The following is a 22,252-nucleotide window of genomic DNA, read 5'->3' on the forward strand; positions in this document are numbered from 1 at the left end:
ACTGCACCCGGGAGGGTGTGGGAGAGTAGGACGCCGCCGGACAATCATCCAGTCGAGGGCCACCCGGTAAAGGGTGGCCCTCAACTGCGTTTCCACAGAAGTTGTGCCATCAGGAAGGATGGACCCCGTGAGCTCAGGACCGCACGGCGGCGACCGCCCGCGCCGCCACGACGACCGGCCCGGCCGTGACGCCGGGCGGGGCGGCGCGCCGCGCCGTGGGGACCGGGCACCGTACCGACCCGACCGGGAGTCCCGGAGTGACGGGGAGCGGGGCTATCGCGGTGGCGACCGGGACAACGGCTTCCGCCGCGAAGGCGGCCACCGAGGTGACCGAGACGGTGGCTTCCGGCGGGATGACCGTGGTGGTGACCGCCGCGAGGGTGGTTACCGTCCGGACGACCGTTCGGGTGGCTTCCGGGGCGGTGACCGGCGTGAGGGTGGCTTCCGTCGCGATGACCGCTCGGGTGGGTTCCGGGGTGACCGGGACCGGCGCGACGACCGACCCGGCGGCTACCGGGGAGACCGTGACCGGCGCGACGACCGACCCGGCGGCTACCGGCAGGACAACCGGGGCGGCGACCGGCGTGAGGGTGGCTTCCGGCGGGATGACCGTGGTGGTGACCGCCGCGAGGGTGGTTACCGTCCGGACGACCGTTCGGGTGGCTTCCGGGGCGGTGACCGGCGTGAGGGTGGCTTCCGTCGCGATGACCGCTCGGGTGGGTTCCGGGGTGACCGGGACCGGCGCGACGACCGTCCCGGTGGGTTCCGGAGCGGCGGTGACCGGCGTGAGGGTGGCTTCCGGCGGGATGACCGTGGTGGCGACCGCCGCGAGGGTGGTTACCGTCCGGACGACCGTTCGGGTGGCTTCCGGGGCGGTGACCGGCGTGAGGGTGGCTTCCGTCGCGATGACCGCTCGGGTGGGTTCCGGGGTGACCGGGACCGGCGCGACGACCGTCCCGGTGGCTTCCGGGGCGGTGACCGGCGTGAGGGTGGCTTCCGTCGCGGTGACCGCTCGGGTGGGTTCCGGGGTGACCGGGACCGGCGCGACGACCGGCCTGGTGGCTTCCCGGGCGGCGACCGCCGCGAGGGCGGTTACCGTTCCGACGATCGATCGGCTGGGTTCCGGAGCGGCGGTGACCGGCGTGAGGGTGGCTTCCGGCGGGATGACCGTGGTGGTGACCGCCGCGAGGGTGGTTACCGTCCGGACGACCGTTCGGGTGGCTTCCGGGGCGGTGACCGGCGTGAGGGTGGCTTCCGTCGCGATGACCGCTCGGGTGGGTTCCGGGGAGACCGTGACCGGCGCGACGACCGACCCGGCGGCTACCGGCAGGACAACCGGGGCGGCGACCGGCGTGACGGCGGCTTCCGGCGGGACGAGCGTGGTGGCGACCGCCGCGAGGGCGGCTTCCGGCGGGACGACCGAGGTGAAGACCGTCGAGACGATCGCGGGGTGCGGGACGAGGCACGTCCGTCGGAGGCGGGGCCTGTGCTGCCCGACGACATCGAGGCCAGTGATCTGGACCGCGACGTACGGGCCGAGTTGCTCTCGCTGGCGAAGCCGGCGGCGGACACCGTCTCCCGGCACCTGGTCGCCACCGGTCGCCTGATCGACGAGGACCCGGTGGAGGCGCTCGCTCACGCGTACGCCGCCCGACGGCTGGCGTCCCGGATCGCCGCCGTACGCGAGGCGGTCGGCCTGGCCGCGTACCGCGCGGGGGAGTGGCAGACTGCGATCGCCGAGCTGCGGACGTACCACCGGATGTCCGGTCGGCAGTCGCACCTCGCCGTGATCGCGGACAGCGAGCGGGCTCTGGGCCGACCTGAGCGGGCGGTTGACCTGTTCCGGGGCGCGGACCGTGCGGCGCTGGAGCCGGCCCAGGCGATCGAGTTGCTCATCGTCGCGGCCGGTGCCCGGGGTGACCTGGGCCAGGGGGACGCCGCGGTGGCGATGCTGCAGGTGCGGGAGCTGACCGCGCCGGCGGCCGAGTCCTGGGCCGCGCGGCTGCGGTACGCCTACGCGGACGCCCTGCTGGCCGTGGGACGGCGCGACGAGGCTCGTGAGTGGTTCGCCCGGGCCGCCGAGGTCGACGAGGAGTCGGAGACGGACGCGGCCGAGCGGCTCCTGGAGCTGGACGGCGTGGTGCTGGAGGAAGCCGAGGCCGAGGAGGCTGAGGCTGAGGAGTCCGAGGACGGAAGCGCCGAGGAGTCCGAGAACGGAAGCGCCGAGAACGGAAGCGCCGAGGACGTGGTCGCAGCGGCCGACGCCGAGGAGGACAGTGCGGGGCGAGACACCGCCGACCTCGGCGGCGGGACCGGCGATGAGAAGCCTGTCGACGCGGCCGAGGACGTCCGGGATGACGCCGCGACCGCGGAGGCGGACCCGAGCCGGTCGACGCCGGACGACGGCGGGCCGGAGCGGCGGTGACCTCGGATCGACTGGTCGCCGGGTACGCCCTGGTCGCGTTCGATCTCGACGGGGTGCTGTATCTGATCGACCGGCCGATCCCCGGTGCCGTCGAGGCGGTCGGGCGGTTACACGACGCCGGTACGCCGGTGGCCTACGTGACCAACAACGCCTCCCGTCGGGCCGCCGAGGTGGCGGACCTGTTGACCGGCATGGGGATTCCCGCCCGGCCGGACGAGGTTCTCACGTCGGCCGGCGCGGCGGCGGCGGTGCTGGCCGACCGCCTGCCCGCCGGTTCCCCGGTGCTCGTGGTGGGTGCCGACGCACTGCGTGCGGAAGTGCGGGACGCGGGGCTGACTCCGGTGGCCGATGCCGGGTCGGAGCCGGTCGCCGTCGTCCAGGGCTACGGCCCGGAGGTGGGGTGGCCGGAACTCGCCGAGGCGGCCGTCGCGGTGCGCGGTGGCGCGCTCTGGGTGGCGACCAACACGGACCGTACGCTGCCCAGCCCGCGGGGACCGTTGCCCGGCAACGGCGCTCTGGTCGCCGCCCTGCGGACCGCGTTGGACCGGGATCCCGACGTGGTGGTGGGCAAGCCGGAGCCGGCGCTGTTCGGCACCGCCGCCCGGCGAGCCGGATCTGGCCGCGCCCTGGTGGTCGGTGACCGGCTGGACACCGATATCGAGGGGGCAGGTCGGGCCGGACTGGACAGCCTGCTCGTGCTGACCGGGGTCAGCACGGTGGTCGACCTGTTGGCGGCGCCGCCGGCAGCCCGGCCCAGTTACGTGGCGTCGGACCTGACCGGTCTGTTCGATCCGGCGCGGGTGGTGCGGCTGTCGACGGCGACCGGGTCGGCGGACGCGGCGGTCCCGACGGCTGACGGCTGGCGGGCCGACCTGACCGACGGCGTACTGCGGTTGGCGGGCACCGGGCGCGCGCTGGACGCGTTGCCGGTCATGTGCGCGGCGGCCTGGGCCGCGCCGGACGGACGGGGCGGGGCAGGGCGGGCCTTCGAGCGGAGCGTCGAGCCCACCGAGCAGACCCGCCACGACCGTCAGCGGGCCGTCGACCGGGTTGTTGGCGATGGTGCGTCGGCCCAAACGGCGTTGCGCGAACTCGGCGTTCCGGAAGCCTGACCCCCGGGGGCCTCCGAGCCTGACCCTGGCGGGAGCCTCCGACCCTGGCGCCGCGACCGCCTCTGGTGGCGCCCCGGGGACCAACACCTGGGAGGCGCGTCCCCCGGGGTCCACACGGGGTCCACGCCCCGGAGGCCGGGACCACCAGGGCGGCTTTACAACAGTTTGCGGAGTTTCAACAGGTCGAACGGGTTGGCCTTGACAGAGATCTGCCGGGACGCGAGTGCCCTCGCCACGTCCAGCCGTCCGTGCACGAGCGCGATCAGGTCGTCGCTGCCGATGCTCATCGCGATCTTCGCCTTGGGATCGTCTCCGTCAGCCAGGTCGATCAGGCGCCCGTCCTTGAGCCGTCCGTGGAACGCGGTCTCCAGGTCGGTGACGCGGCATGCCAGCGTGCGGTCGAGGTCCACGCGGTCGCGAACCTCCGCGGCGTTCGCTTCCAGGCGCGCGGCCAGGTCATGCAGTGCCTGCCGGCACTCGTCAACGTTGGCCACGCTTCTGCCCTCTCGCCTTGCCCGCCACGATCGTCACTCGGGAACGCTACCGCACACCGGTCATCCCGGACGCCCGGTAGCGTGACAGCCGGACTGTCGACACGGCGAGAGGATTCGGGATGCAGGACGCATGGCGGGCCTACCTGGACGTGGCCCTCGGACTGACCGAGGCGTCCCGCAAGAAGGCGCAGACGGCCGTCCGGCGCATGGTGGGTCAGAGCGGTGCGACGGCCGCCCAGCTGCAGTCGCTCGCCGAGGAGCTCGTCTCCACCGGGTTGGCCAACCGGGAGGCGCTCACCAAGCTCGTCCGTTTCGAGGTGGATCGTGCCCTGGGGGCGGTGGGCCTGGCCACCGCCGATGAGGTGGCGGAGTTGACGTCCCGGGTTCGGGAACTGGAACGCGAGCTGCGGGTGGCCCAGGCAGGCTCGGGCACCGCACCGGCGGCCAGCGTGTCGACGGCTCAGGCCGGGTCGCCGGATCTGGTGACCAAGAAGACCGTGGCGAAGAAGGTGGCTGCCAAGAAGGCCGTGGCGAAGAAGGCCGCACCGGCCAAGAAGGCCATCAAGGCGGGTGGGGTGGCCGGACCGGCCAAGAAGGCCATCCCAGCGGGCGGGGCGGCCGCACCGGCCACGAAGGCCAGCAAGGCGGGCGGGGCGGCCGCCCCGGGCCGGGCCGTGGAGACCGCGCCGGGCGAGAAGCGGCTCGACGCCAAGAAGCTGCCCCCGCCGCCGGCTCGGAAGGCCGCCACCAGGCGTGCCGGCACCGAACAGCCGCCGGCCTGATCGTGGAGGAGCGGGACAGGTGACCAGTTCTCCGGAATCCGAACGACCGACGCCCCGGCCCGGCCCGCCGCCCGGCGGGCCCCGGCCAGACCCTCCGCGACCGGGCCCGCCCCCCGGGTCCGAGCCGGCGGCGTCGCCCGACGGCGGTGCGGCGAACGTCGAGGCGCGTCACCCGGCGGTTGACGCCGCCGTGCGGGGCATCGCCAATGCCGCTGACCTGTCGCCGGCCGACCAGATCGCCCAGTACGAGGCGGCGCACCGCATTCTGCGGGAGACCCTCGCCAGCATCGACCAGACCTGAGCACGGTGGCGTCGGCGATCCGCCCCGCCACCCCGTACCCCTCGGAGATCCGCGCCATGGCACGTCGTACCCGGCTCGACGCCGAACTGGTCCGTCGCGGTCTGGCCCGCTCGCGCGAGCAGGCCGCGGCGCTGGTGGAGGCCGGCCGGGTCCAGGTTCGAGGAGTGCCGGCCCGGAAGGTCGCCGCGATGGTCGACCCGGCGGATGCGGTACGGGTGCTCGGCGCCGATCCGGCCACCGAGTACGTCTCCCGGGGTGGTCACAAACTCGCCGGTGCGCTTGTCGCGTTCGGGCCTGCGGGGCTTACGGTGGCCGGTCGGCGTTGCCTGGACGCGGGCGCCTCGACCGGTGGTTTCACCGACGTGCTGCTGCGCGCCGGTGCCGCCGAGGTGGTCGCCGTCGACGTGGGATACGGCCAGTTGGCCTGGTCACTGCGCGGCCACGAGCGGGTGCGCGTCTTCGAGCGGACAAACGTCCGGGCCCTGACGCCGGAGACGATCGGCGGTCCCGTCGATGTCACGGTGGCGGACCTGTCGTTCATCTCGTTGCGGCTGGTGCTGCCGGCCCTGGCGGGTTGTACGGCCGGGGACGGTGACCTGGCCCTGATGGTGAAGCCACAGTTCGAGGTCGGCAAGGAGCGGGTCGGCGCCGGTGGGGTGGTGCGTGATCCGGCGTTGCGGGCGGAGGCGGTGCTGGCCGTGGCCGCGACGGCCGCGACGCTCGGGCTGGGTCTCGCCGGCATCGCCGCCAGCCCGCTCCCGGGGCCGAGCGGCAACGTCGAATTCTTCGTATGGTTGCGCCGCGACGCCGCGCCCGCCGATCCGGACCAGGTGCGCGCGGTGGTGGCGGCCGGCCCGGCTGGCCCGGTCGCGTCCGGGGCACTCGGCGGGCCGGCCGCCGACGGGGCGGACGTCGCCGTGACCACGGAGGAGGCGTGATGGGTCGGACCGCACTGCTGGTGACGCACACCGGCCGGCGGCGCAGCACGGAGCATGCCCGCGCGGTGGCGGCGGACCTGATCGAGGCCGGGTTCGAGGTTCGGGTGGTCGCCGAGGAGGTCGAGGATCTCGACCTGCCCGGTATCGTGCCGGTTCGGGGTTCCGACGCCGCTGATGGCGCGGAGATCGTGTTCGCGCTCGGTGGGGACGGCACGTTCCTGCGGGCCGCGGAGTTGGCTCGGCCGGCGAAGGCGCCGTTGCTCGGCATCAACCTCGGCAAGGTGGGCTTCCTTGCCGAGGCCGAGATAGACGACCTCGACCAGGCGGTCCGCGACGTGGTGGAGCGCGCCTACACAGTGGACGAGCGGCTGACGTTGGACGTGCGGGCCGAGTTCGACGGTGGCCCGGCCATCCACTCCTGGGCGCTCAACGAGGTAAGCGTCGAGAAGGGCGAGCGTGCGCAGATGCTCGAACTGCTCGTGGACGTCGACGGCCGGCCGCTGTCCCGGTACGGCTGTGACGGGGTGGTCTGCGCGACTCCGACGGGTTCCACCGCGTACGCGTTCTCCGCGGGCGGTCCGGTCGTGTGGCCCGAGGTGGAGGCGTTGCTGTTGGTCCCGATCAGCGCGCACGCCCTGTTCAGCCGGCCGTTGGTGACCGCGCCCACGTCGACGTTCTCGATCACGGTGGATCCGTTCGCCGCGCTGGCGGTGCTGTGTTGTGACGGGCGGCGGGTCTATGACCTTCCGCCGGGGGCGCGGGTCACCGTCCAGCGTGGCGATCTGCCGGTACGTGTCGTGCGGCTGCGTCCGCGTCCGTTCACCGATCGGTTGGTGGCGAAGTTCGGGCTGCCCGTGCACGGGTGGCGCGGCGGTCGCCGCTGACCGGTGGCACGACGCGCCGGCGGCGTCGCCGAGCGATGCCGGTCCGGCCGACCGCCGCCGACCGGCGCGTCGCCGGCTCCCGCCGGCGCCCCGCCGACCGGCGCGGGTCGGCGCTGGCATCACGATGCCGCCCGTCGGGTGGTCAATTGTCGGCGCCCGCTACTACTGTCGGTGGCTGTGTTGGAGGAGCTTCGCATCACCGGCCTCGGCGTCATCGTGGACACGACTCTTCCACTGACCGCCGGCATGAACGTCATCACCGGCGAGACCGGCGCCGGGAAGACCATGGTGGTGACGGGTCTCGGGTTGCTTTTCGGGGGTCGGGCGGACGCCGGGCGGGTGCGCGCCGACCCGGGCCGGGCCGTGGTGGAGGGCCGCCTGCGGCTGGGTGAGCCGGTGGCCACCACGGTGCACACCCGGGTGCTGGATGCCGGCGGCGAGCCGGACGACGACGGCTCGGTGCTGCTCAGCCGCACGGTAAACGCCGAGGGCCGGTCCCGGGCGCATGTCGGCGGGCGCAGCATGCCGGTGTCGATGTTGTCTGACATCGGTGACCAGGTGGTGGCGGTGCACGGTCAGTCCGACCAGTTGCGACTGTTGCGGCCGGCGGAGCAGCGGGCGGCGTTGGACCGGTTCGCCGGTCCGGAGCACGAGAAGCTGCTGGTCGCCATGCGGGATGTGTTCGCGCGGTGGCGGCGGGTCGAGGACGATCTGGCCGACCGGCGACGCAACGCCCGGGAGCGCAACCAGGAGGCCGATCTGCTGCGTCTCGGTCTCGAGGAGATCACCCGGGTGGATCCGCAGCCGGGGGAGGACGACGACCTGAAGGCGGAGGCGCAGCGGTTGGAGCACGCCGAGGGATTGCGGACCGCCGCTCAGGTGGCATACCAGTGTGTCGCCGGCACCGGGGAGCCGGTGGACGAGACGCCGGACGTGACCTCGTTGCTGGGCACCGCGCGACGCACCCTGGAGGCGCAGGCGGGGGTCGACCGGTCGTTGGGTGACCTCGCCGCCCGGTTGGAGGAGGCGGCCACGCTTGTGGGTGACGTCTCGGCGGAGTTGTCGGCCTACCTGGCCGCGCTGGACGCGGATCCGGCCCGGTTGCAGGCGATCTACGAGCGGCGGGCCACCCTGCGGGGGCTGACCCGCAAGTACGCCGACGATGTCGACGGGGTGATCGCCTGGGCGGATCGGGCCCGACACCGGTTGTCCGAGCTGGACACGTCGGACGAGCTGTTGGAGGAGCTGGATCGGGAGCGTCGCCGGTTGGCGGCCGAGGTGGCCGAGTTGGCGGCTCGGCTGTCTGCTTCCCGGCGGGAGGCGGCGGCCCGTTTCGCCGAGCAGGTGACGGTGGAGTTGACCGGCCTGGCGATGCCGCACGCGCGGATCGAGGTGGCGGTGCTGTCCCGGCCGGCCGGGCGGGCCGAGCCCACGTTGACGGTGGAGGGTGCCGACGTGGGGGTGGGACCGGACGGTGCCGACGAGGTGGAGTTGCGGTTGCTGGCGCACCCGGGGGCGCCGTCGTTGCCGTTGCAGCGGGGGGCCTCCGGCGGTGAGTTGTCCCGGGTGATGCTGGCCATCGAGGTGGTCTTCGCCGGCTCCGGCGGGCCGCCGACGCTCGTTTTCGACGAGGTCGACGCGGGCGTTGGTGGTCAGGCCGCGGTCGAGATCGGGCGACGGTTGGCCCGGTTGGCGCGTAGTCATCAGGTTCTGGTGGTGACGCACCTGCCGCAGGTGGCGGCCTTCGCGGACCGGCATCTGGTGGTGGCCAAGGACACCGGGGGTGCGGTGACCACGAGCGGGGTGCGGGTGGTGGAGGACACCGAACGGGCGCGGGAGCTGGCCCGGATGCTCGCCGGTTTGCCGGATTCCGACCTGGGTATTGCCCATGCGGAGGAGTTGCTGGCCGTGGCGGCGCGGGAGCGGCGCCCTTGATGATCATGTGAGCGGTGCCACAACGACGGGCTAGTATGGGGGTTTTGTCCCCCGTAGTCGGGTGCCGACGGGGCATGTCTGCACAATAAACTCGCGCTCGCGTGCCAGGATGGTTTCGATGCGTCTACCCACGTTGCGCCGTACCCGGAACGCGGAGCCCGGCGTCGTAGCCGGCACCGCCCGCCTGGACCGCCGGACCAAGCGTCTGGTGGGCCGGTTGCGCCCCGGCGACATCGCCGTGATCGACCATGTCGACCTGGACCGGGTCGCGGCCGACTCGTTGGTCGCGGTCGGGGTGGCCGCCGTGCTCAACGCCAAGCCGTCGGTGTCCGGTCGCTATCCCAACCTGGGTCCGCAGGTGCTGGTCGAGGCGGGGATCCCGCTGCTGGACGACCTCGGCGAGGGCGTGTTCCAGCAGATCCACGAGGGCGACACGGTCCGGATCGACGGCAACACCGTGTTGGTGGACACCGAACCGGTGGCGCACGGCGCCCGGCAGGACGCCGAGACCGTGGCGAAGGCGATGGCGGATGCCCGGGAGGGGTTGTCCGTGCAGTTGGAGGCGTTCGCCGCCAACACCATGGACTACCTCAAGCAGGAGCGGGAGCTGCTGCTCGACGGCGTGGGTCTGCCCGAGATCAGCACCGCCATCCGGGGTCGGCACTGCCTGATCGTGGTGCGGGGTTACGACTACAAGGCGGACCTGGACGTGCTGCGCCCGTACATCCGGGAGTTCAAGCCGGTGCTGATCGGTGTGGACGGCGGCGCCGACGCGTTGGTGGAGGCCGGCTACACGCCAGACATGATCATCGGGGACATGGACTCGGTCACCGACGACGTGCTGCAGTGTGGCGCCGAGGTGATCGTGCACGCCTATCCCGACGGACGGGCGCCGGGTCTCGAGCGGGTGCATTCGCTCGGGGTGAGCGCGACCACCTTCCCGGCGGCCGCCACCAGCGAGGACCTGGCCATGCTGCTGGCCGACGGTAAGGGGTCGTCGCTGATCGTGGCGGTCGGCACCCACGCCACCCTGGTGGAGTTCCTGGACAAGGGTCGGGGCGGCATGGCGTCCACCTTCCTGACCCGGCTCAAGGTCGGCGGCAAGCTGGTCGACGCCAAGGGGGTGAGCCGGCTCTACCGGCAGAGCATCTCCGGCTCGTCGCTGCTGCTGCTCGTGCTGTCCGCGCTGGCCGCGATGGCGTCCGCGGTGGCGGTGTCGACGGTGGGGAAGGCCTACCTCGGCGTGGCGTCCGAGTGGTGGAACAATCTGGTTTTCCAGCTCGGGCAGCTCTTCTAGGCGCCGACGACCGAGCGGCTGACGACCAAGAGGCGACGGTGTGATCAACTTTCGGTACCACGTGGTGTCCCTGACGGCGGTGTTCCTGGCCCTGGCCATCGGCCTGGTGGTCGGCACAGCGGCGCTGAACGGTCCGGTGGCGGACTCGCTCAACGACCGGGTGGCGGGGTTGAGCAAGCAGAACGAGCAGCTGCGGCAGACGGTCGGCAGCCTTCAGGAGGAGGTCAACCGCGAGGAGGACTACGCCCGGGAGACCGCCCCGCTGCTGCTGTCCGGCAAACTCACCGGCAAGCGGCTGCTGGTGGTGTCGCTGCCCAGCGGACGCGACCACGTGGAGGGCGTCACCGACATGCTCCGGATGACCGGGGCCACGGTCACCGGTCGACTCGACATCCAGGACAAGTTCGTCATCCCGGACAACAACGTGTCGCTGCTGGAGTTGGCCAACAAGACCGCCCGGCCCAGCATCCCGGCGAGTGCCCTCCCCGGCAACAGCGAGGGGGTGGAGACGTCGAGCGCCCTGCTGGCCGCCGCGTTGCTGGATCGGGCCGGACAGCCCGCGGTGCCGGAGGCGGACCGCCGGGCGGTGCTCACCGCGTACATCAACGCCGGCTACGTCACCGTCGCGGACCGGATCACCGCCTCGGCCGAGGGCGTGGTGATCGTCAGCGGCCAGCCGCACATCGACCGCGACTCGGCCCGCAAGGACCAGTCGGTGGTCACCATGGCGGTGCAGTTCGACAAGCTCGGCGCGGCCGTGGTGGCCGGCAGCGGCACCGGCGCCGGGAACCTGGTCACCGCCGTGCGCGACGACCCGGCGCTGAGCAAGACCATGTCGACCGTGGACAACGCCAGCACCGCGCAGGGCCAGGTGGTCACCGCGCTGGCGACCGTCGAGCAGCTCACGGGGCAGAAGGCCGGCCAGTACGGGCTGGGCGCCGGCGCCGCCTCCATCGCGCCGAAGCAGCCGCAGTGAGCGCCGCCCGGATCGCCGGTCGCCTCCTGGTGACCGGCCTCGGAGTCGTGCTGGCCCGGTCGGCGCTGCGCGCGGTGGACCGGTCGTCCCGCGGCACGCGGTTGCGGCGTACCAACTTTCGCGGTCGCCCGGTCACCCTGGCCGCCGGCCCGGCGCTCGCCGCGGGCGGCGCAGTCGCCGCCGCGGTCGGCGCGCCGAGCCCGGCCGCGGCGGGGGCGGCGCTGGTGACCGGCCTGGGCTGCGGGGCGGTGGGGCTCTACGACGACGTGGTGGGGGCCCGCCCCGAGCAGAAGGCGGACAAGGGTTTCGCCGGGCACCTGCGGGCGCTGTCGGAGGGCCGGATCAGCAGCGGCCTCGTCAAGATCGCCGGGGTGGGGCTGTCCGGGGTCGCCGCGGCGGCCCTGCTGGCGGCCGATCCGTGGGTCCGGTCCCATCCCGCGCGGGGTCGGGGCGGCCTGGTGACGCGCGGCGTCGACGTGCTGCTCGGGGCCGGGGTGGTTGCCGGCACCGCCAACCTGGTCAACCTGCTCGACCTGCGGCCTGGCCGGGCCGCCAAGTCCGGCCTGCTGATCGGCGGGCCGCTGGTCGGCGGTCCCGTCGGCGGGCTGGTCGCCGGCCCGCTCGGGGCCACCGCCGCGCTGCTGCCCGACGACCTCGACGAACGGGTGATGCTCGGCGACAGTGGCGCGAACGCTCTGGGCGGGCTGCTCGGTGTCGCGCTCGCCGCGCGGACCGGGCCGGCGGGTCGGGCGGTCATCCTCGCCGTGCTGGTCGGGCTGACCGCGGCCAGTGAGAAGGTCAGTTTCACCCGGGTCATCGGGGCCACTCCTGGCCTGCGGGAGCTGGACGAGTTCGGCCGGCGGCCGTCGGACACGTGAACCCGTCGACGCCAGGGCCCGGCCCCGGGCGGCTGCCGGGTGCCGGGCGGATCCCGGCCGCCGGGAAGATCGCCGGTGCCGCCGCGCTGATCGCCGCGCTGACCGTGGCCAGCCGGCTCGCCGGCTTCGGGCGCACCGCGGTCTTCACCTGGGTGCTGTACAGCGACCTGGGCGGCATGTACGTGGTGGCGAACACCGTCCCGAACATCATCTTCGAGATCGTCGCCGGTGGGGCGCTGGCCAGCCTGGTCGTACCGCTGCTGGCCAGGGCGGTGGCCGCGGATGACCGGCGGGCGGTGGCCGCCACCACGGCGGCGCTGGTGACCTGGACCGTGAGCCTGCTGGTGCCGCTCGCCGTGGCGGTGGCGCTGCTGGCCGAACCCATCATCGGGCTACTCAGTGACGAGGCCAGTCAGTCGCCCGACCAGATCGCGGCCGGTGCCCGGCTGCTGCGGATCTTCGCCCCGCAGTTGCCGCTGTACGGCATCGGCATCGTGCTCACCGGGGTGTTGCAGGCCCACCGCCGGTTCGCCTGGCCGGTGCTGGCCCCGCTGCTGTCCAGCGTGACGGTGATCGGTGTCTACCTGGCCTTCGCGGCGATGGAGGGCAGCGGGGCGAGCGTCGCCGAGGTGAGCCCCGGCGGCGAATGGTTGCTGGCCGGCGGGACGACGCTCGGCGTGGTGGTGCTGTCGCTGTCCCTGCTCATTCCGCTGCGCCGCCTCGGCCTGCGACCCTGGCGGCCGACGTACACCTTCTCCGCCGAGGCGCGACGCAAGGTGGGCGGCCTCGCGGTGGCGGGCGCGGTCGCCGTCGCCGGCCAGCAGATCGCGTTGCTGGTCATGCTCCGGCTGGTCAACGGCGGGTCGACAAGCGATCCCGTGGTGTTCAACCTGGCCCAGACCATGTTCCTGCTGCCCTGGGCGGTGCTCGCGGTGCCGCTGGCGGTCGCGGCGTACCCGAACCTGGCCGCCGCCGCGGCGGAGCGGGACGAGCGGACGTACCGGGAGGTGCTGGCCCCCACCGCCCGCCGGGTGCTGCTGTTCAGTTGCCTCGGCGCGGCCGCCCTGGTGGCGACCGCGGCGCCGGTGGCCCGGTTCTTCCTCGGTGACGCCACGGCGGCCGGGCCGACCGGGGCCGGCGCCGCCGCGATCGCCGGCTTCGCCCCGGGCCTGCTCGGCTACGGCCTGTTCGCGGTGCTGACCCGGGCCCTGTACGCCCGGGGCGGCACCCGGTCGGCGTCGCTGGCCACCGCCGCCGGCTGGCTCGCGGTGCCGCTGGCCAGCGTGGCGCTCTCGGCGCTGGCGCCGGTCGAGTACCGGGTGGCCGCCGTGGCCGCCGGCAACTCGATCGGCATGCTGGTGCTGGGTGTGCTGCTGGTGGTCGTCGTGGCCCGCGCCGCCGGTCGACCGGCGCTGCGCGGCCTCCCCCGGGCGGCGGTGGTCGGCCTCACCGCCGGTACGGTGGCGGCCGTCGCCGGTACGGTGGTGGCACATGCCTTGACCGGCGTGCCGTTCGACACCCCGCCGCGCCTGGCCGCGTTCGTTCAGGGCATGCTGTCCGGTGTCGTCGTCGGTGCCGTATTCGTCGCCGTGGCGTATCCGCTGGACCGGCGCGACCTCCGGCCGATGCTCGGGACGCTCCGCCGCCGGCTCGGTGGTGCGGGTGCGCGGCGGGCCGAGGGGAAGGAGACCCACTCGCCATGAGCGCGAGCAGCGCAACGGGATGGACCGGCCGGGTCGCGCTGGTGCTCGCCTCCTCCACCGGCGGGGTCGGGCAGCACGTCGCCTCGCTGGTCCGGGGCCTGGTCGCGGGCGGGGCGCGGGTGACGGTGTGCGGACCGGCGGCCACCCAGGACCAGTTCGACTTCGTGGCGGCCGGCGCCGACTTCTTCGCCGTGGAGATCCCGCCCAACCCGACGCTTGCCGACTCGGCGGCGGTGGCCGCACTGCGCCGCGTGCTGACCGGCGATGTGGACGTGGTGCACGCGCACGGGCTGCGCGCCGGCCTGGTCGCCGCCCTCGCCCGGCCGGCCCAGCCGCTGGTGGTGACCTGGCACAACGCCGTACTCTCCGGTGGCCTGCGGGGACGGCTGTCGCGGCTGGCGGAGCGGATGGTGGCCCGCCGGGCGGACGTGGCGCTCGGCGCCTCCGCCGACCTGGTGGAGCGGGCGGCGGCCGCCGGGGCGCGGGACGCCCGGCCCGCTCCGGTGGCGGCGCCGGAACTCGCCCCGCCCCGGCGGGGCCGCGCGGCGGTCCGCGCCGAGTTCGCCGCCGCGGCGGACCAGCCGTTGATCCTCTCGGTGGGTCGGCTGCATCCGCAGAAGCGGTACGACGTCCTGGTGGACGCCGCCGCCCGGTGGCGCGACATGACGCCGCCGCCGGTCGTGGTGATCGCCGGAAGCGGGCCGAGCTACCTGCCGCTCGCCGCGCGGGTTTCCGCCGCCCGCGCGCCGGTGAGCCTGCTCGGGCACCGCACCGACGTGACCGATCTGCTCGCCGCCGCCGACCTCGCCGTGGTGACAAGCGACTGGGAGGCGCGGCAGCTGTTCGCCCAGGAGGCGCTGCGGGCCGGGGTGCCGCTGGTGGCGACCGCGGTGGGCGGGGTGCCGGACCTGGTCGGCGACGCGGCGGTGCTGGTGCCGCCCGGCGATGTCGACGCGGTGGACCGCGCGGTCCGGGAGTTGCTGGCCGACCCGGGGCGCCGGGCCGAGCTGGCTCGGCGCGCGACGGCCCGCGCGCAGACCTGGCCCACCGAGGAGGACACCGTGGCCCAGGTCGCCGGACTGTACGCCGCGCTGACGTCGCCGGCGTCCGCTGAGCCGTCGGTGTCCGCCGGCCCGGAGATGTCGGCCGCTGAGCCGTCGGTGTCCGCCGGCCCGGAGATGTCGGCCGCTGAGCCGTCGGTGTCCGCCGGCCCGGAGGCGTCGTCCGCCGGTCCGGCGGTCCGGCGCGACCGCGACACCGCCGCCGGCACGAACCCCACGGCCGGACCGGCCGTGACGGACCCGGCGGCGGGCCGCGGCTGATGCTTCGTCGAGCCGTTCCGCCGTTGCTGGCCGCCATCGTCGTGGTGTTCGGCGTCGCGGCGCTCATGGTCAGCCCCGCGGTCGGCGCGCCGCAGGGCCGGGTGGACTACGTCGTCATGGCCGGCGTGCCCGGGCTGCGCTGGGACGATGTGTCACCGGAGCAGACGCCGACCCTGTGGCGACTGGCCGGGCAGGGATCCATCGGTTCGCTGTCGGTGCGCTCCGGGCACAACCCGACCTGTCCGGTCGACGGTTGGCTCACCCTCGGAGCCGGCAACTACGCCGGCTGGCCGGGGGAACGGGGGACCACCGGATGCCCGACCAGCCCGGTCACCGTCGCCCGGCCCGACCGGATCGGCGCGAACCTGCCCGACCAGCGCGGCACGGTGCTGCACAACAAGGACCGGCTGCCGTGGGGAGCGGTGCCCGGCGCGTTGCCCGAGTCGGTGCGCTGCACGGTGGCGATCGGCCCCGGCGCGGCGGTCGCCGCCGCCCGCCCGTTCGGCCGCGTCGACAGGTACGAGCCGAACCTGCCGGAGGATGCCGCCGGTCTGCTCTCGTCCTGCGTACTCAGCATGGTAGATCTCGGCACGGTGGCCGGTGAGGACCCGGCGGAGCGGGCCGCCGCGGCCCGGCGTGCCGACGCGGCCCTGGCCCGGCTGTTGGCCGCCCGGCCGGACAATTCGCTGGTCCTGGTGGCCGGCGTGTCGGACACCGACCAGACGTCCCGGTTGCACGTCGCGGTGGCCGACGGCCCCGGGTGGGAACGGGGCTGGCTCACCTCCGCCAGTACCGGCCGGGACGGCTATCTCCAACTGATCGACCTGGCGCCCACCGCGCTGCGGGCGCTCGACCGGCCGCTGCCGGAGCAGTTGTTCCGTGGCCAGCCGGCCACCGTGGTGCAGGACCGGCCGGCCGACCTGTCCGCCGCGATCGCCGGACCGGCCGACGCCGACGAGGAGGCCGGCGCCCAGCGCCGGGTCGCCTCCGGATTCTTCGCACTGCTGGCGGGCTGCCAGTTCCTGCTCGCCATCGCGGTGGTGCCGTTGTTGCGCCGCGCCCGGCGGCACGCCGGCCCCGGCGGACCCACCCCGGCTCCCCGGCGGGTGGTCGAGGCCGTGGAGGTGCTGCTCGTTGCGGCGGCGCTGGCCATCCCGGCGGCGCTCGTCGCCGACGCGGTGCCGTGGTGGCGTACCGGCCATCCGGGGTGGGCGTTCGCCGCCACGACGCTCGTCGTGCTGACCGTGGCCACGGCCGGGGTACGGTTCGCCCGCGGCTACCGCCGGACGTTGGGGCCGCTGGGCGCGGTGGTGATCGTCGCCGCGATCATCGTCGGTACGGACGTGCTCACCGGGGCCCGGTTGCAGCTCAACGGGGTGACGGGCTATTCGGCGCTGGAGGGCGGTCGGTACGCCGGGCTCGGCACCGTCGGTTTCGGCGTCTTCACGGCCGCCATCCTGCTCTCCGGCGGGTGGCTCGCGCAACGGATCCGCCGCGAGTGGCGGCCGGCCGTGCTGATCTGCGTCGGCGGGCTGGGTGTGGTGCTGGTGGGCAGCCCCTATCTGGGGTCCGATCCGGTGGGTGCGGTCGCGCTGACCGCCGGGGTGAGCATCGCCGCGGCGATCAGCACCGGCGGCTGGCTCACGCTGGGCCGGCTGGCCTGGGCGACAATCGCCGGTCTGGTGGTGACCGTCGGATTCGCGGTGATCGACATGCGGCGGCCGGCCGGGGAGCGAGGTGGCCTGGGCCGGTTCCTCGACGCGCTGGGCGACGGCACCGGCGGGATGACCGTGCACCGGTCCGGCGCGGCCAGCGTGGACGCGCTCACCGGCAGCCCGCTGACGGTGCTCGCCCTGATCGGCGCGGTGCTTGTCTGGTTCGCGCTGCTGCAACCGTGGGGCGGCCTCAAACGGCTGTTCGGTATCTATCCGGCGGTCCGGGCGGCGATGCTCGGCATCCCCGTCGCCGCCCTGCTCGCCGGCCTGCTCGGCGGATCGGCGCTGAACGTGGCCGGGGCGGCGGCGGCGCTGACCGTGCCGCTGGCGGCGCTGTCCGCGCTGCGGGTGCTGGATCACGCCACGGATCGGACCCGCCCCCCGGAGCCGCGTACCGCCGATTCCGGCTCGGCCGGTGCGTCGGCTGACCGGGCGGACGAGTCGGCCGGTTCGCCGGTCGACGGCGCGGACCCGGTGGCAGGTTCAGGGGTCGACGGCGCGGACCCGGCGGCCGACGAGCCGCGGGCTGACGTCGACGAGTCGCCTGCCGAGGGTGCGGGGTCGCCGGCCGTCCCGGCTTCGGCCGTCCCGGCTTCGGCCGACCCGGCCGGGCGGAGCCGTCCGCCGAGGTGACGGACCGCCGGGCGGGAGCCGCGGGAGTGCCGCCCCCGAGGTGGGGTACGTCCAGAGGTGTTACCGTGGAGACCCGTGGATCGCGTGATCACTTTGCCTGATCGGCGCCGGTCTGCACGACCGCAACGGACGACCACGGGAGCAGGCGTTGGCTTCACCACAGACGATCCGGCACATCTTCGTCACCGGAGGCGTCGCCTCCTCGCTGGGTAAGGGTCTCACCGCCTCCAGCCTGGGCAACCTGCTCACCGCTCGCGGTCTGCGGGTCGTGATGCAGAAACTCGACCCCTACCTCAACGTCGACCCGGGCACCATGAACCCGTTCCAGCACGGTGAGGTGTTCGTCACCGACGACGGTGCCGAGACCGACCTCGACGTGGGGCACTACGAGCGGTTCCTGGACCGTGACCTGTCCGGCAAGGCCAACGTCACCACCGGGCAGATCTACTCGGAGGTCATCGCCAAGGAGCGCCGGGGCGAGTACCTCGGCGACACCGTGCAGGTGATCCCGCACATCACGAACGAGATCAAGGCACGCATCCTGGCCATGGGCGATCCGGACGAGGTCGGCCGCACCCCGGACGTGGTGATCACCGAGGTGGGCGGCACGGTCGGCGACATCGAGTCGCTGCCGTTCCTGGAGGCGATCCGGCAGGTCCGGCACGACCTCGGCCGGGACAACTGTTTCTATCTGCACGTCTCGCTGGTGCCCTACCTGGCCCCGTCCGGCGAGTTGAAGACGAAGCCCACCCAGCACTCGGTCGCCCAGCTGCGCAACATCGGTATCCAGCCGGACGCGATCGTGTGCCGGTCGGACCGGGAGATCCCGGAGAAGCTCAAGCACAAGCTGTCGCTTTACTGCGACGTCGACCGGGAGGCCGTGATCGCCGCCCCGGACGCGCCGAGCATCTACGACATCCCCAAGGTGCTGCATCGCGAGGGCCTGGACGCGTACGTGGTGCGCCGGCTCGGACTGTCGTTCCGCGACGTGGACTGGACCCGCTGGGACGACCTGCTCGACCGGGTGCACCGGCCCCGGCACACGGTCCGGGTCGCGCTGGTCGGCAAGTACGTCGACCTGCCGGACGCCTACCTGTCGGTCAGCGAGGCGATCCGGGCCGCCGGCTTCGGTCACCGGGCCCGGGTGGAGCTGCGCTGGGTCCCCAGCGACGACTGCGCCACCGACACCGGCGCGGCCACCGCACTCGCCGGTGTCGACGGCATCGTGATCCCCGGCGGCTTCGGCGTACGCGGCATCGAGGGCAAGATCGGCGCGGTGCGGTTCGCCCGGGAGAACCGGATCCCGATCCTCGGCCTCTGCCTCGGTCTGCAGTGCATGACCATCGAGGTCGCCCGGCACCTGGCCGGGCTGGACGGCGCCGGATCGCTGGAGTTCGACGAGTCGGCGGTGCATCCGGTGATCGCCACCATGGCCGACCAGGAGGAGATCGTCGCCGGCAAGGGTGACATGGGCGGCACCATGCGGCTCGGCGCCTATCCGGCCCGGCTGGCCGAGGATTCCCTCGTCGCCGAGGCGTACGGCCGGACCGAGGTCAGCGAGCGGCACCGGCACCGGTACGAGGTCAACAACGCGTACCGGGACCAGCTCGCCAAGGCCGGTCTGCGGATCAGCGGCACCTCCCCGGACGGCCGGCTTGTCGAGTTCGTCGAGCTGGAACGTGACCAGCACCCGTTCTTCGTGGCCACCCAGGCGCATCCGGAGCTGAAGAGCCGCCCCACCCGGCCGCATCCGCTGTTCGCCGCGTTCGTCGCCGCCGTGGTCGCGTACTCGGAGGCGGACCGGCTGCCGGTGGGGCTGGACCCGGTCCCGGACGCCGCCGATCCGAGCACCAAGCCCGCCGGCCCGACCGTCGACGCCGCCGGGTCCGACCCGGCCCGCCGGCCTGCCGGCTCGCCGTCGTGACCGCACACCGGTACGAGGTGACCGCCCGGCACGAGCGGTTTTCCGGCGCGGTCTTCTCGGTGGTGACCGACGAGGTGACCATGCCCGGCGGTCGGACGGCGGCGCGCGACTACGTCCGGCACGTCGGCGCGGTGGGTGTGGTGCCGCTGCACGACGACGGCTCGGTGACCATGGTCCGGCAGTACCGGCACGCCGTCGGCCGGTACCTCTGGGAGTTGCCGGCCGGCCTGGTCGACCAGGCCGGCGAGGATCTGGCCGACACCGCCCGTCGGGAACTGGCCGAGGAGGTGGACCTCGTCGCCGGCCGGCTCGACGTGCTTGTGGACATGGACACCTCGCCCGGATTCTCCAACGAGCGGATCCGGGTCTTCCTCGCCCGGGAGTTGACCGAGGTGCCGGTCGAGCGGCGTCACGAGCGCCGTGACGAGGAGGCGGACATGGCGGTACGCCGGTTCGCGCTGGACGAGGCGGTGGGCATGGTGCTGGCCGGTGAGATCACCAACGCGGCCTGCGTGGCGGGGCTGCTCGCCGCCGCCCGGGCCCGCGACGCCGGGTGGGCGGCGCTGCGTCCGGCCGACGCACCGCTACCGGGCTGAGCCGCTGGCGCGGCCCGTCCACGACGGGCCTGACACACCGTCAGGAGTCGTCGTCACACCCTGTCACAATGAGGGATGCCGCGTGGGCCGGTCAGCCCTAGACTGACCGCCTGCGGATGTGGCGGACAGTGACGGCGACGGAGCCGGCGCGCGCCGAGCAGGCCGGGCCGATGGGCCCGGAAAGGGGTGTCAGCATCGTGAAGGTCGGAGTCCCCCGCGAGGTCAAGAACCACGAGTACCGCGTGGCGATCACGCCGGCGGGTGTCAACGAATTCGTCCTGCGCGGCCACCAGGTCTTCATCGAATCGGGTGCGGGCGTCGGCTCCAGCATCGCCGACGCGGAGTTCGTCGCCGCCGGCGCCACGATCCTGGACACCGCCGACGAGGTGTGGGGGACCGCCGAACTGGTGCTCAAGGTCAAGGAGCCGGTGGCCGAGGAGTACCACCGGATGCGCGCCGGACAGGTGCTCTTCACCTACCTGCACCTGGCCGCCTCCAAGGAGTGCACCGACGCGCTTATCGACCGCAAGGTCACCGGCATCGCGTACGAGACGGTGGAGCTGCCGGACCGGTCGCTGCCGCTGCTCGCCCCGATGTCCGAGGTGGCCGGCCGGTTGGCGCCCCAGGTCGGCGCGTACCACCTGCAGCGGCAGGGCGGCGGGCGCGGCATCCTGATGGGCGGCGTCTCCGGCGTGTACGCCGCCAAGACCGTGGTGATCGGCGCCGGCGTGTCGGGCATGAACGCGGCCGCGATCGCGCTCGGCCTGCAGGCCGAGGTGCTGCTGCTGGACAAGAACGTGGCCCGGCTGCGCCAGGCGGACGCCATCTACCGCGGCCACCTGCAGACGGTGGCCTCCAACGCGTACGAGGTCGAGCGGGCCGTGCTGGACGCGGACCTGGTCATCGGCGCGGTGCTGGTGCCCGGCGCCAAGGCCCCGACCCTGATCAGCAACGAGCTGGTGTCCCGGATGAAGCCCGGCAGCGTGCTCGTCGACATCTCGATCGACCAGGGTGGCTGCTTCGAGGACTCCCGGCCGACCACGCACGCCGACCCGGTCTACCCGGTCCACAACTCGCTGTTCTACTGCGTCGCCAACATGCCGGGCGCGGTGCCGCACACCAGCACGTACGCGCTGACGAACGTCACCCTGCCGTACGCGCTGGAGCTGGCCAACCACGGTTGGCAGGAGGCGCTGCGCCGCGACCCGGCCCTGGCGCTGGGATTGAACACGCACGACGGCCGGGTGACCTACGGTCCGGTGGCCGAGGCGCACGGCATGGACGCGGTCGCCCCGGCCGACATCCTGGCCTGACCGCCCGTGACGGACGGGTCCGGCGCGGCCCCGGCGGACGGCGCTCCCGAGCCGTCCGCCGCGCTGCGTCGGGCGGTCCGCGGCTATCTCGACCACCTCGCGGTGGAGCGTGGGCTGTCCCGCAACACCCTCGGGGCGTACCGCCGGGACCTGGAGCGCTACCTGGGCGGCCTGGCCGTCGCCGGGGTGACCGAGCTGGCCGAGGTGACCAGCCGGCACATCGCCGGCCACGTCGCCATCCTGCGGCAGGGTTCCGACGGCCGGCCCCCGTTGGCCGCGGCCTCCGTCGCCCGGGCGACAAGCGCGGTCCGGGGGCTGCACCGGTTCGCCGCCCGGGAAGGGCTGGCCGTCGCCGACCCCGGCCGCGAGGTGCGCCCGGCGGTGCCCACCCGGCGACTACCCAAGGCGCTGGATGTCGACGAGGTGCTGCGGCTGTTGGCGGCGGTCGGCGGTGAGCCGGCACCGCTGGCGCTGCGTGATCGGGCGCTGCTGGAGTTCCTGTACGGCACCGGGGCGCGCATCTCCGAGGCGGTCGGCGCCGCCGTGGACGACCTGGACCTGCCGGCCGGCGCGGTGCTGCTGCGCGGCAAGGGCGGCCGGACGCGGATCGTGCCGGTGGGTGGCTACGCCTGCGACGCGCTGCACGCGTACCTGGTCCGGGGTCGGCCGGCGCTGGTGGCCACCGGGCGTGGTGTTCCCGCCATCTTCCTCAATGCCCGGGGCGGTGCGCTGTCCCGGCAGAGCGCCTGGACGGTGCTGCGGCGCGCCGCCGGCCGCGCCGGGTTGCCGGTGACCGGCCCGCGGGCCGTGTCGCCGCACACGCTCCGCCACTCGTACGCCACCCACCTGCTCGACGGCGGGGCCGACGTGCGGGTGGTGCAGGAACTGCTCGGGCACGCCTCCGTCACCACGACCCAGGTGTACACGCTGGTGACCGTCGACCGGCTGCGGGAGGTGTACGCCACCGCACACCCCCGGGCGCTGGGCCGTCCGGCCGGAGCCGGGTAGGTTTCCCGGGGTTCGA

Annotated in this window: 18 protein-coding genes and 1 pseudogene; 17 read left to right on the top strand and 2 right to left on the bottom strand. The window is 74.0% G+C overall.

Annotation, left to right across the window (positions count from 1 at the left end; all coding sequences use genetic code 11):
- Nucleotides 1–133 precede the first annotated feature (133 nt).
- Nucleotides 134–1,639 (bottom strand): hypothetical protein, encoded by a 1,506-nt coding sequence (locus tag ACFQUZ_RS30600; protein ID WP_377448528.1) that lies wholly within the window; start codon nt 1,637–1,639, stop codon nt 134–136.
- Between ACFQUZ_RS30600 and ACFQUZ_RS30605 the strand changes: the two genes are divergently transcribed.
- Entirely contained in the window at nt 1,541–2,425 is an 885-nt protein-coding gene (locus ACFQUZ_RS30605) for a tetratricopeptide repeat protein (RefSeq protein ID WP_377448466.1), read from the top strand. The two genes, ACFQUZ_RS30600 and ACFQUZ_RS30605, sit on opposite strands and share 99 nt — an antisense overlap.
- Nucleotides 2,422–3,426: pseudogene (locus ACFQUZ_RS30610) on the top strand (HAD-IIA family hydrolase); the annotation flags it as partial. The gene ACFQUZ_RS30605 and the pseudogene ACFQUZ_RS30610, both read left to right, overlap by 4 nt.
- Nucleotides 3,427–3,692: 266 nt before the next feature.
- Here the strand turns inward: ACFQUZ_RS30610 and ACFQUZ_RS30615 are convergent.
- Nucleotides 3,693–4,031 (bottom strand): alkyl sulfatase C-terminal domain-containing protein, encoded by a 339-nt coding sequence (locus ACFQUZ_RS30615; RefSeq protein ID WP_377448468.1) that lies wholly within the window; start codon nt 4,029–4,031, stop codon nt 3,693–3,695.
- A gap of 119 nt (nt 4,032–4,150) precedes the next feature.
- Between ACFQUZ_RS30615 and ACFQUZ_RS30620 the strand changes: the two genes are divergently transcribed.
- The 15 genes from ACFQUZ_RS30620 (at nt 4,151) to ACFQUZ_RS30690 (ending at nt 22,236) form a co-directional block, all read left to right on the top strand.
- The gene (locus tag ACFQUZ_RS30620) at nt 4,151–4,813 is read left to right on the top strand and encodes a phasin family protein (RefSeq protein WP_377448470.1); all 663 of its coding nucleotides are present in this window, start codon (nt 4,151–4,153) and stop codon (nt 4,811–4,813) included.
- A gap of 19 nt (nt 4,814–4,832) precedes the next feature.
- Nucleotides 4,833–5,114, top strand: coding sequence for a hypothetical protein (locus ACFQUZ_RS30625; RefSeq protein WP_377448472.1), 282 nt, complete (start codon nt 4,833–4,835; stop codon nt 5,112–5,114).
- 56 nt (nt 5,115–5,170) lie between these two features.
- Nucleotides 5,171–6,052, top strand: a complete 882-nt coding sequence (locus tag ACFQUZ_RS30630; RefSeq protein ID WP_377448474.1) for a TlyA family RNA methyltransferase — start codon at nt 5,171–5,173, stop codon at nt 6,050–6,052.
- A complete protein-coding gene (locus tag ACFQUZ_RS30635) occupies nt 6,052–6,936 on the top strand; it encodes an NAD kinase (RefSeq protein WP_377448476.1) in 885 nt (294 codons plus the stop codon). Before ACFQUZ_RS30630 ends, ACFQUZ_RS30635 begins: the two co-directional genes overlap by 1 nt.
- A gap of 177 nt (nt 6,937–7,113) precedes the next feature.
- On the top strand, nt 7,114–8,871 hold the full coding sequence (recN, locus tag ACFQUZ_RS30640) for a DNA repair protein RecN (RefSeq protein ID WP_377448478.1): 1,758 nt from the start codon (nt 7,114–7,116) through the stop codon (nt 8,869–8,871).
- 118 nt (nt 8,872–8,989) lie between these two features.
- Nucleotides 8,990–10,168: a putative cytokinetic ring protein SteA gene (gene steA / locus ACFQUZ_RS30645; RefSeq protein WP_377448480.1), complete on the top strand. Its 1,179-nt coding sequence runs from the start codon at nt 8,990–8,992 to the stop codon at nt 10,166–10,168.
- A gap of 40 nt (nt 10,169–10,208) precedes the next feature.
- Complete coding sequence (locus ACFQUZ_RS30650; protein WP_377448482.1) at nt 10,209–11,144, top strand: copper transporter; 936 nt, start codon at nt 10,209–10,211, stop codon at nt 11,142–11,144.
- Nucleotides 11,141–12,022, top strand: a complete 882-nt coding sequence (locus tag ACFQUZ_RS30655; protein ID WP_377448484.1) for a hypothetical protein — start codon at nt 11,141–11,143, stop codon at nt 12,020–12,022. The genes ACFQUZ_RS30650 and ACFQUZ_RS30655 overlap by 4 nt, the downstream gene beginning before the upstream one ends.
- A gap of 32 nt (nt 12,023–12,054) precedes the next feature.
- Nucleotides 12,055–13,725: a murein biosynthesis integral membrane protein MurJ gene (murJ, locus tag ACFQUZ_RS30660; RefSeq protein WP_377448524.1), complete on the top strand. Its 1,671-nt coding sequence runs from the start codon at nt 12,055–12,057 to the stop codon at nt 13,723–13,725.
- The gene (locus ACFQUZ_RS30665) at nt 13,722–15,047 is read left to right on the top strand and encodes a glycosyltransferase (protein ID WP_377448486.1); all 1,326 of its coding nucleotides are present in this window, start codon (nt 13,722–13,724) and stop codon (nt 15,045–15,047) included. The genes murJ and ACFQUZ_RS30665 overlap by 4 nt, the downstream gene beginning before the upstream one ends.
- Nucleotides 15,047–17,395: a hypothetical protein gene (locus tag ACFQUZ_RS30670; RefSeq protein ID WP_377448488.1), complete on the top strand. Its 2,349-nt coding sequence runs from the start codon at nt 15,047–15,049 to the stop codon at nt 17,393–17,395. Before ACFQUZ_RS30665 ends, ACFQUZ_RS30670 begins: the two co-directional genes overlap by 1 nt.
- Before the next feature lie 205 nt (nt 17,396–17,600).
- Nucleotides 17,601–19,319 (top strand): CTP synthase, encoded by a 1,719-nt coding sequence (locus ACFQUZ_RS30675; protein WP_377448526.1) that lies wholly within the window; start codon nt 17,601–17,603, stop codon nt 19,317–19,319.
- Nucleotides 19,316–19,915: an NUDIX domain-containing protein gene (locus tag ACFQUZ_RS30680; RefSeq protein ID WP_377448489.1), complete on the top strand. Its 600-nt coding sequence runs from the start codon at nt 19,316–19,318 to the stop codon at nt 19,913–19,915. Before ACFQUZ_RS30675 ends, ACFQUZ_RS30680 begins: the two co-directional genes overlap by 4 nt.
- 197 nt (nt 19,916–20,112) lie before the next feature.
- A complete protein-coding gene (ald, locus tag ACFQUZ_RS30685; protein WP_377448491.1) occupies nt 20,113–21,228 on the top strand; it encodes an alanine dehydrogenase in 1,116 nt (371 codons plus the stop codon).
- 6 nt (nt 21,229–21,234) lie between these two features.
- Nucleotides 21,235–22,236 (top strand): site-specific tyrosine recombinase XerD, encoded by a 1,002-nt coding sequence (locus ACFQUZ_RS30690; RefSeq protein WP_377448493.1) that lies wholly within the window; start codon nt 21,235–21,237, stop codon nt 22,234–22,236.
- Nucleotides 22,237–22,252 lie beyond the last annotated feature (16 nt).

Origin of the sequence: Plantactinospora sp. GCM10030261, from assembly GCF_042666615.1 — a bacterium.
Taxonomy (GTDB): Bacteria; Actinomycetota; Actinomycetes; order Mycobacteriales; family Micromonosporaceae; genus KBS50.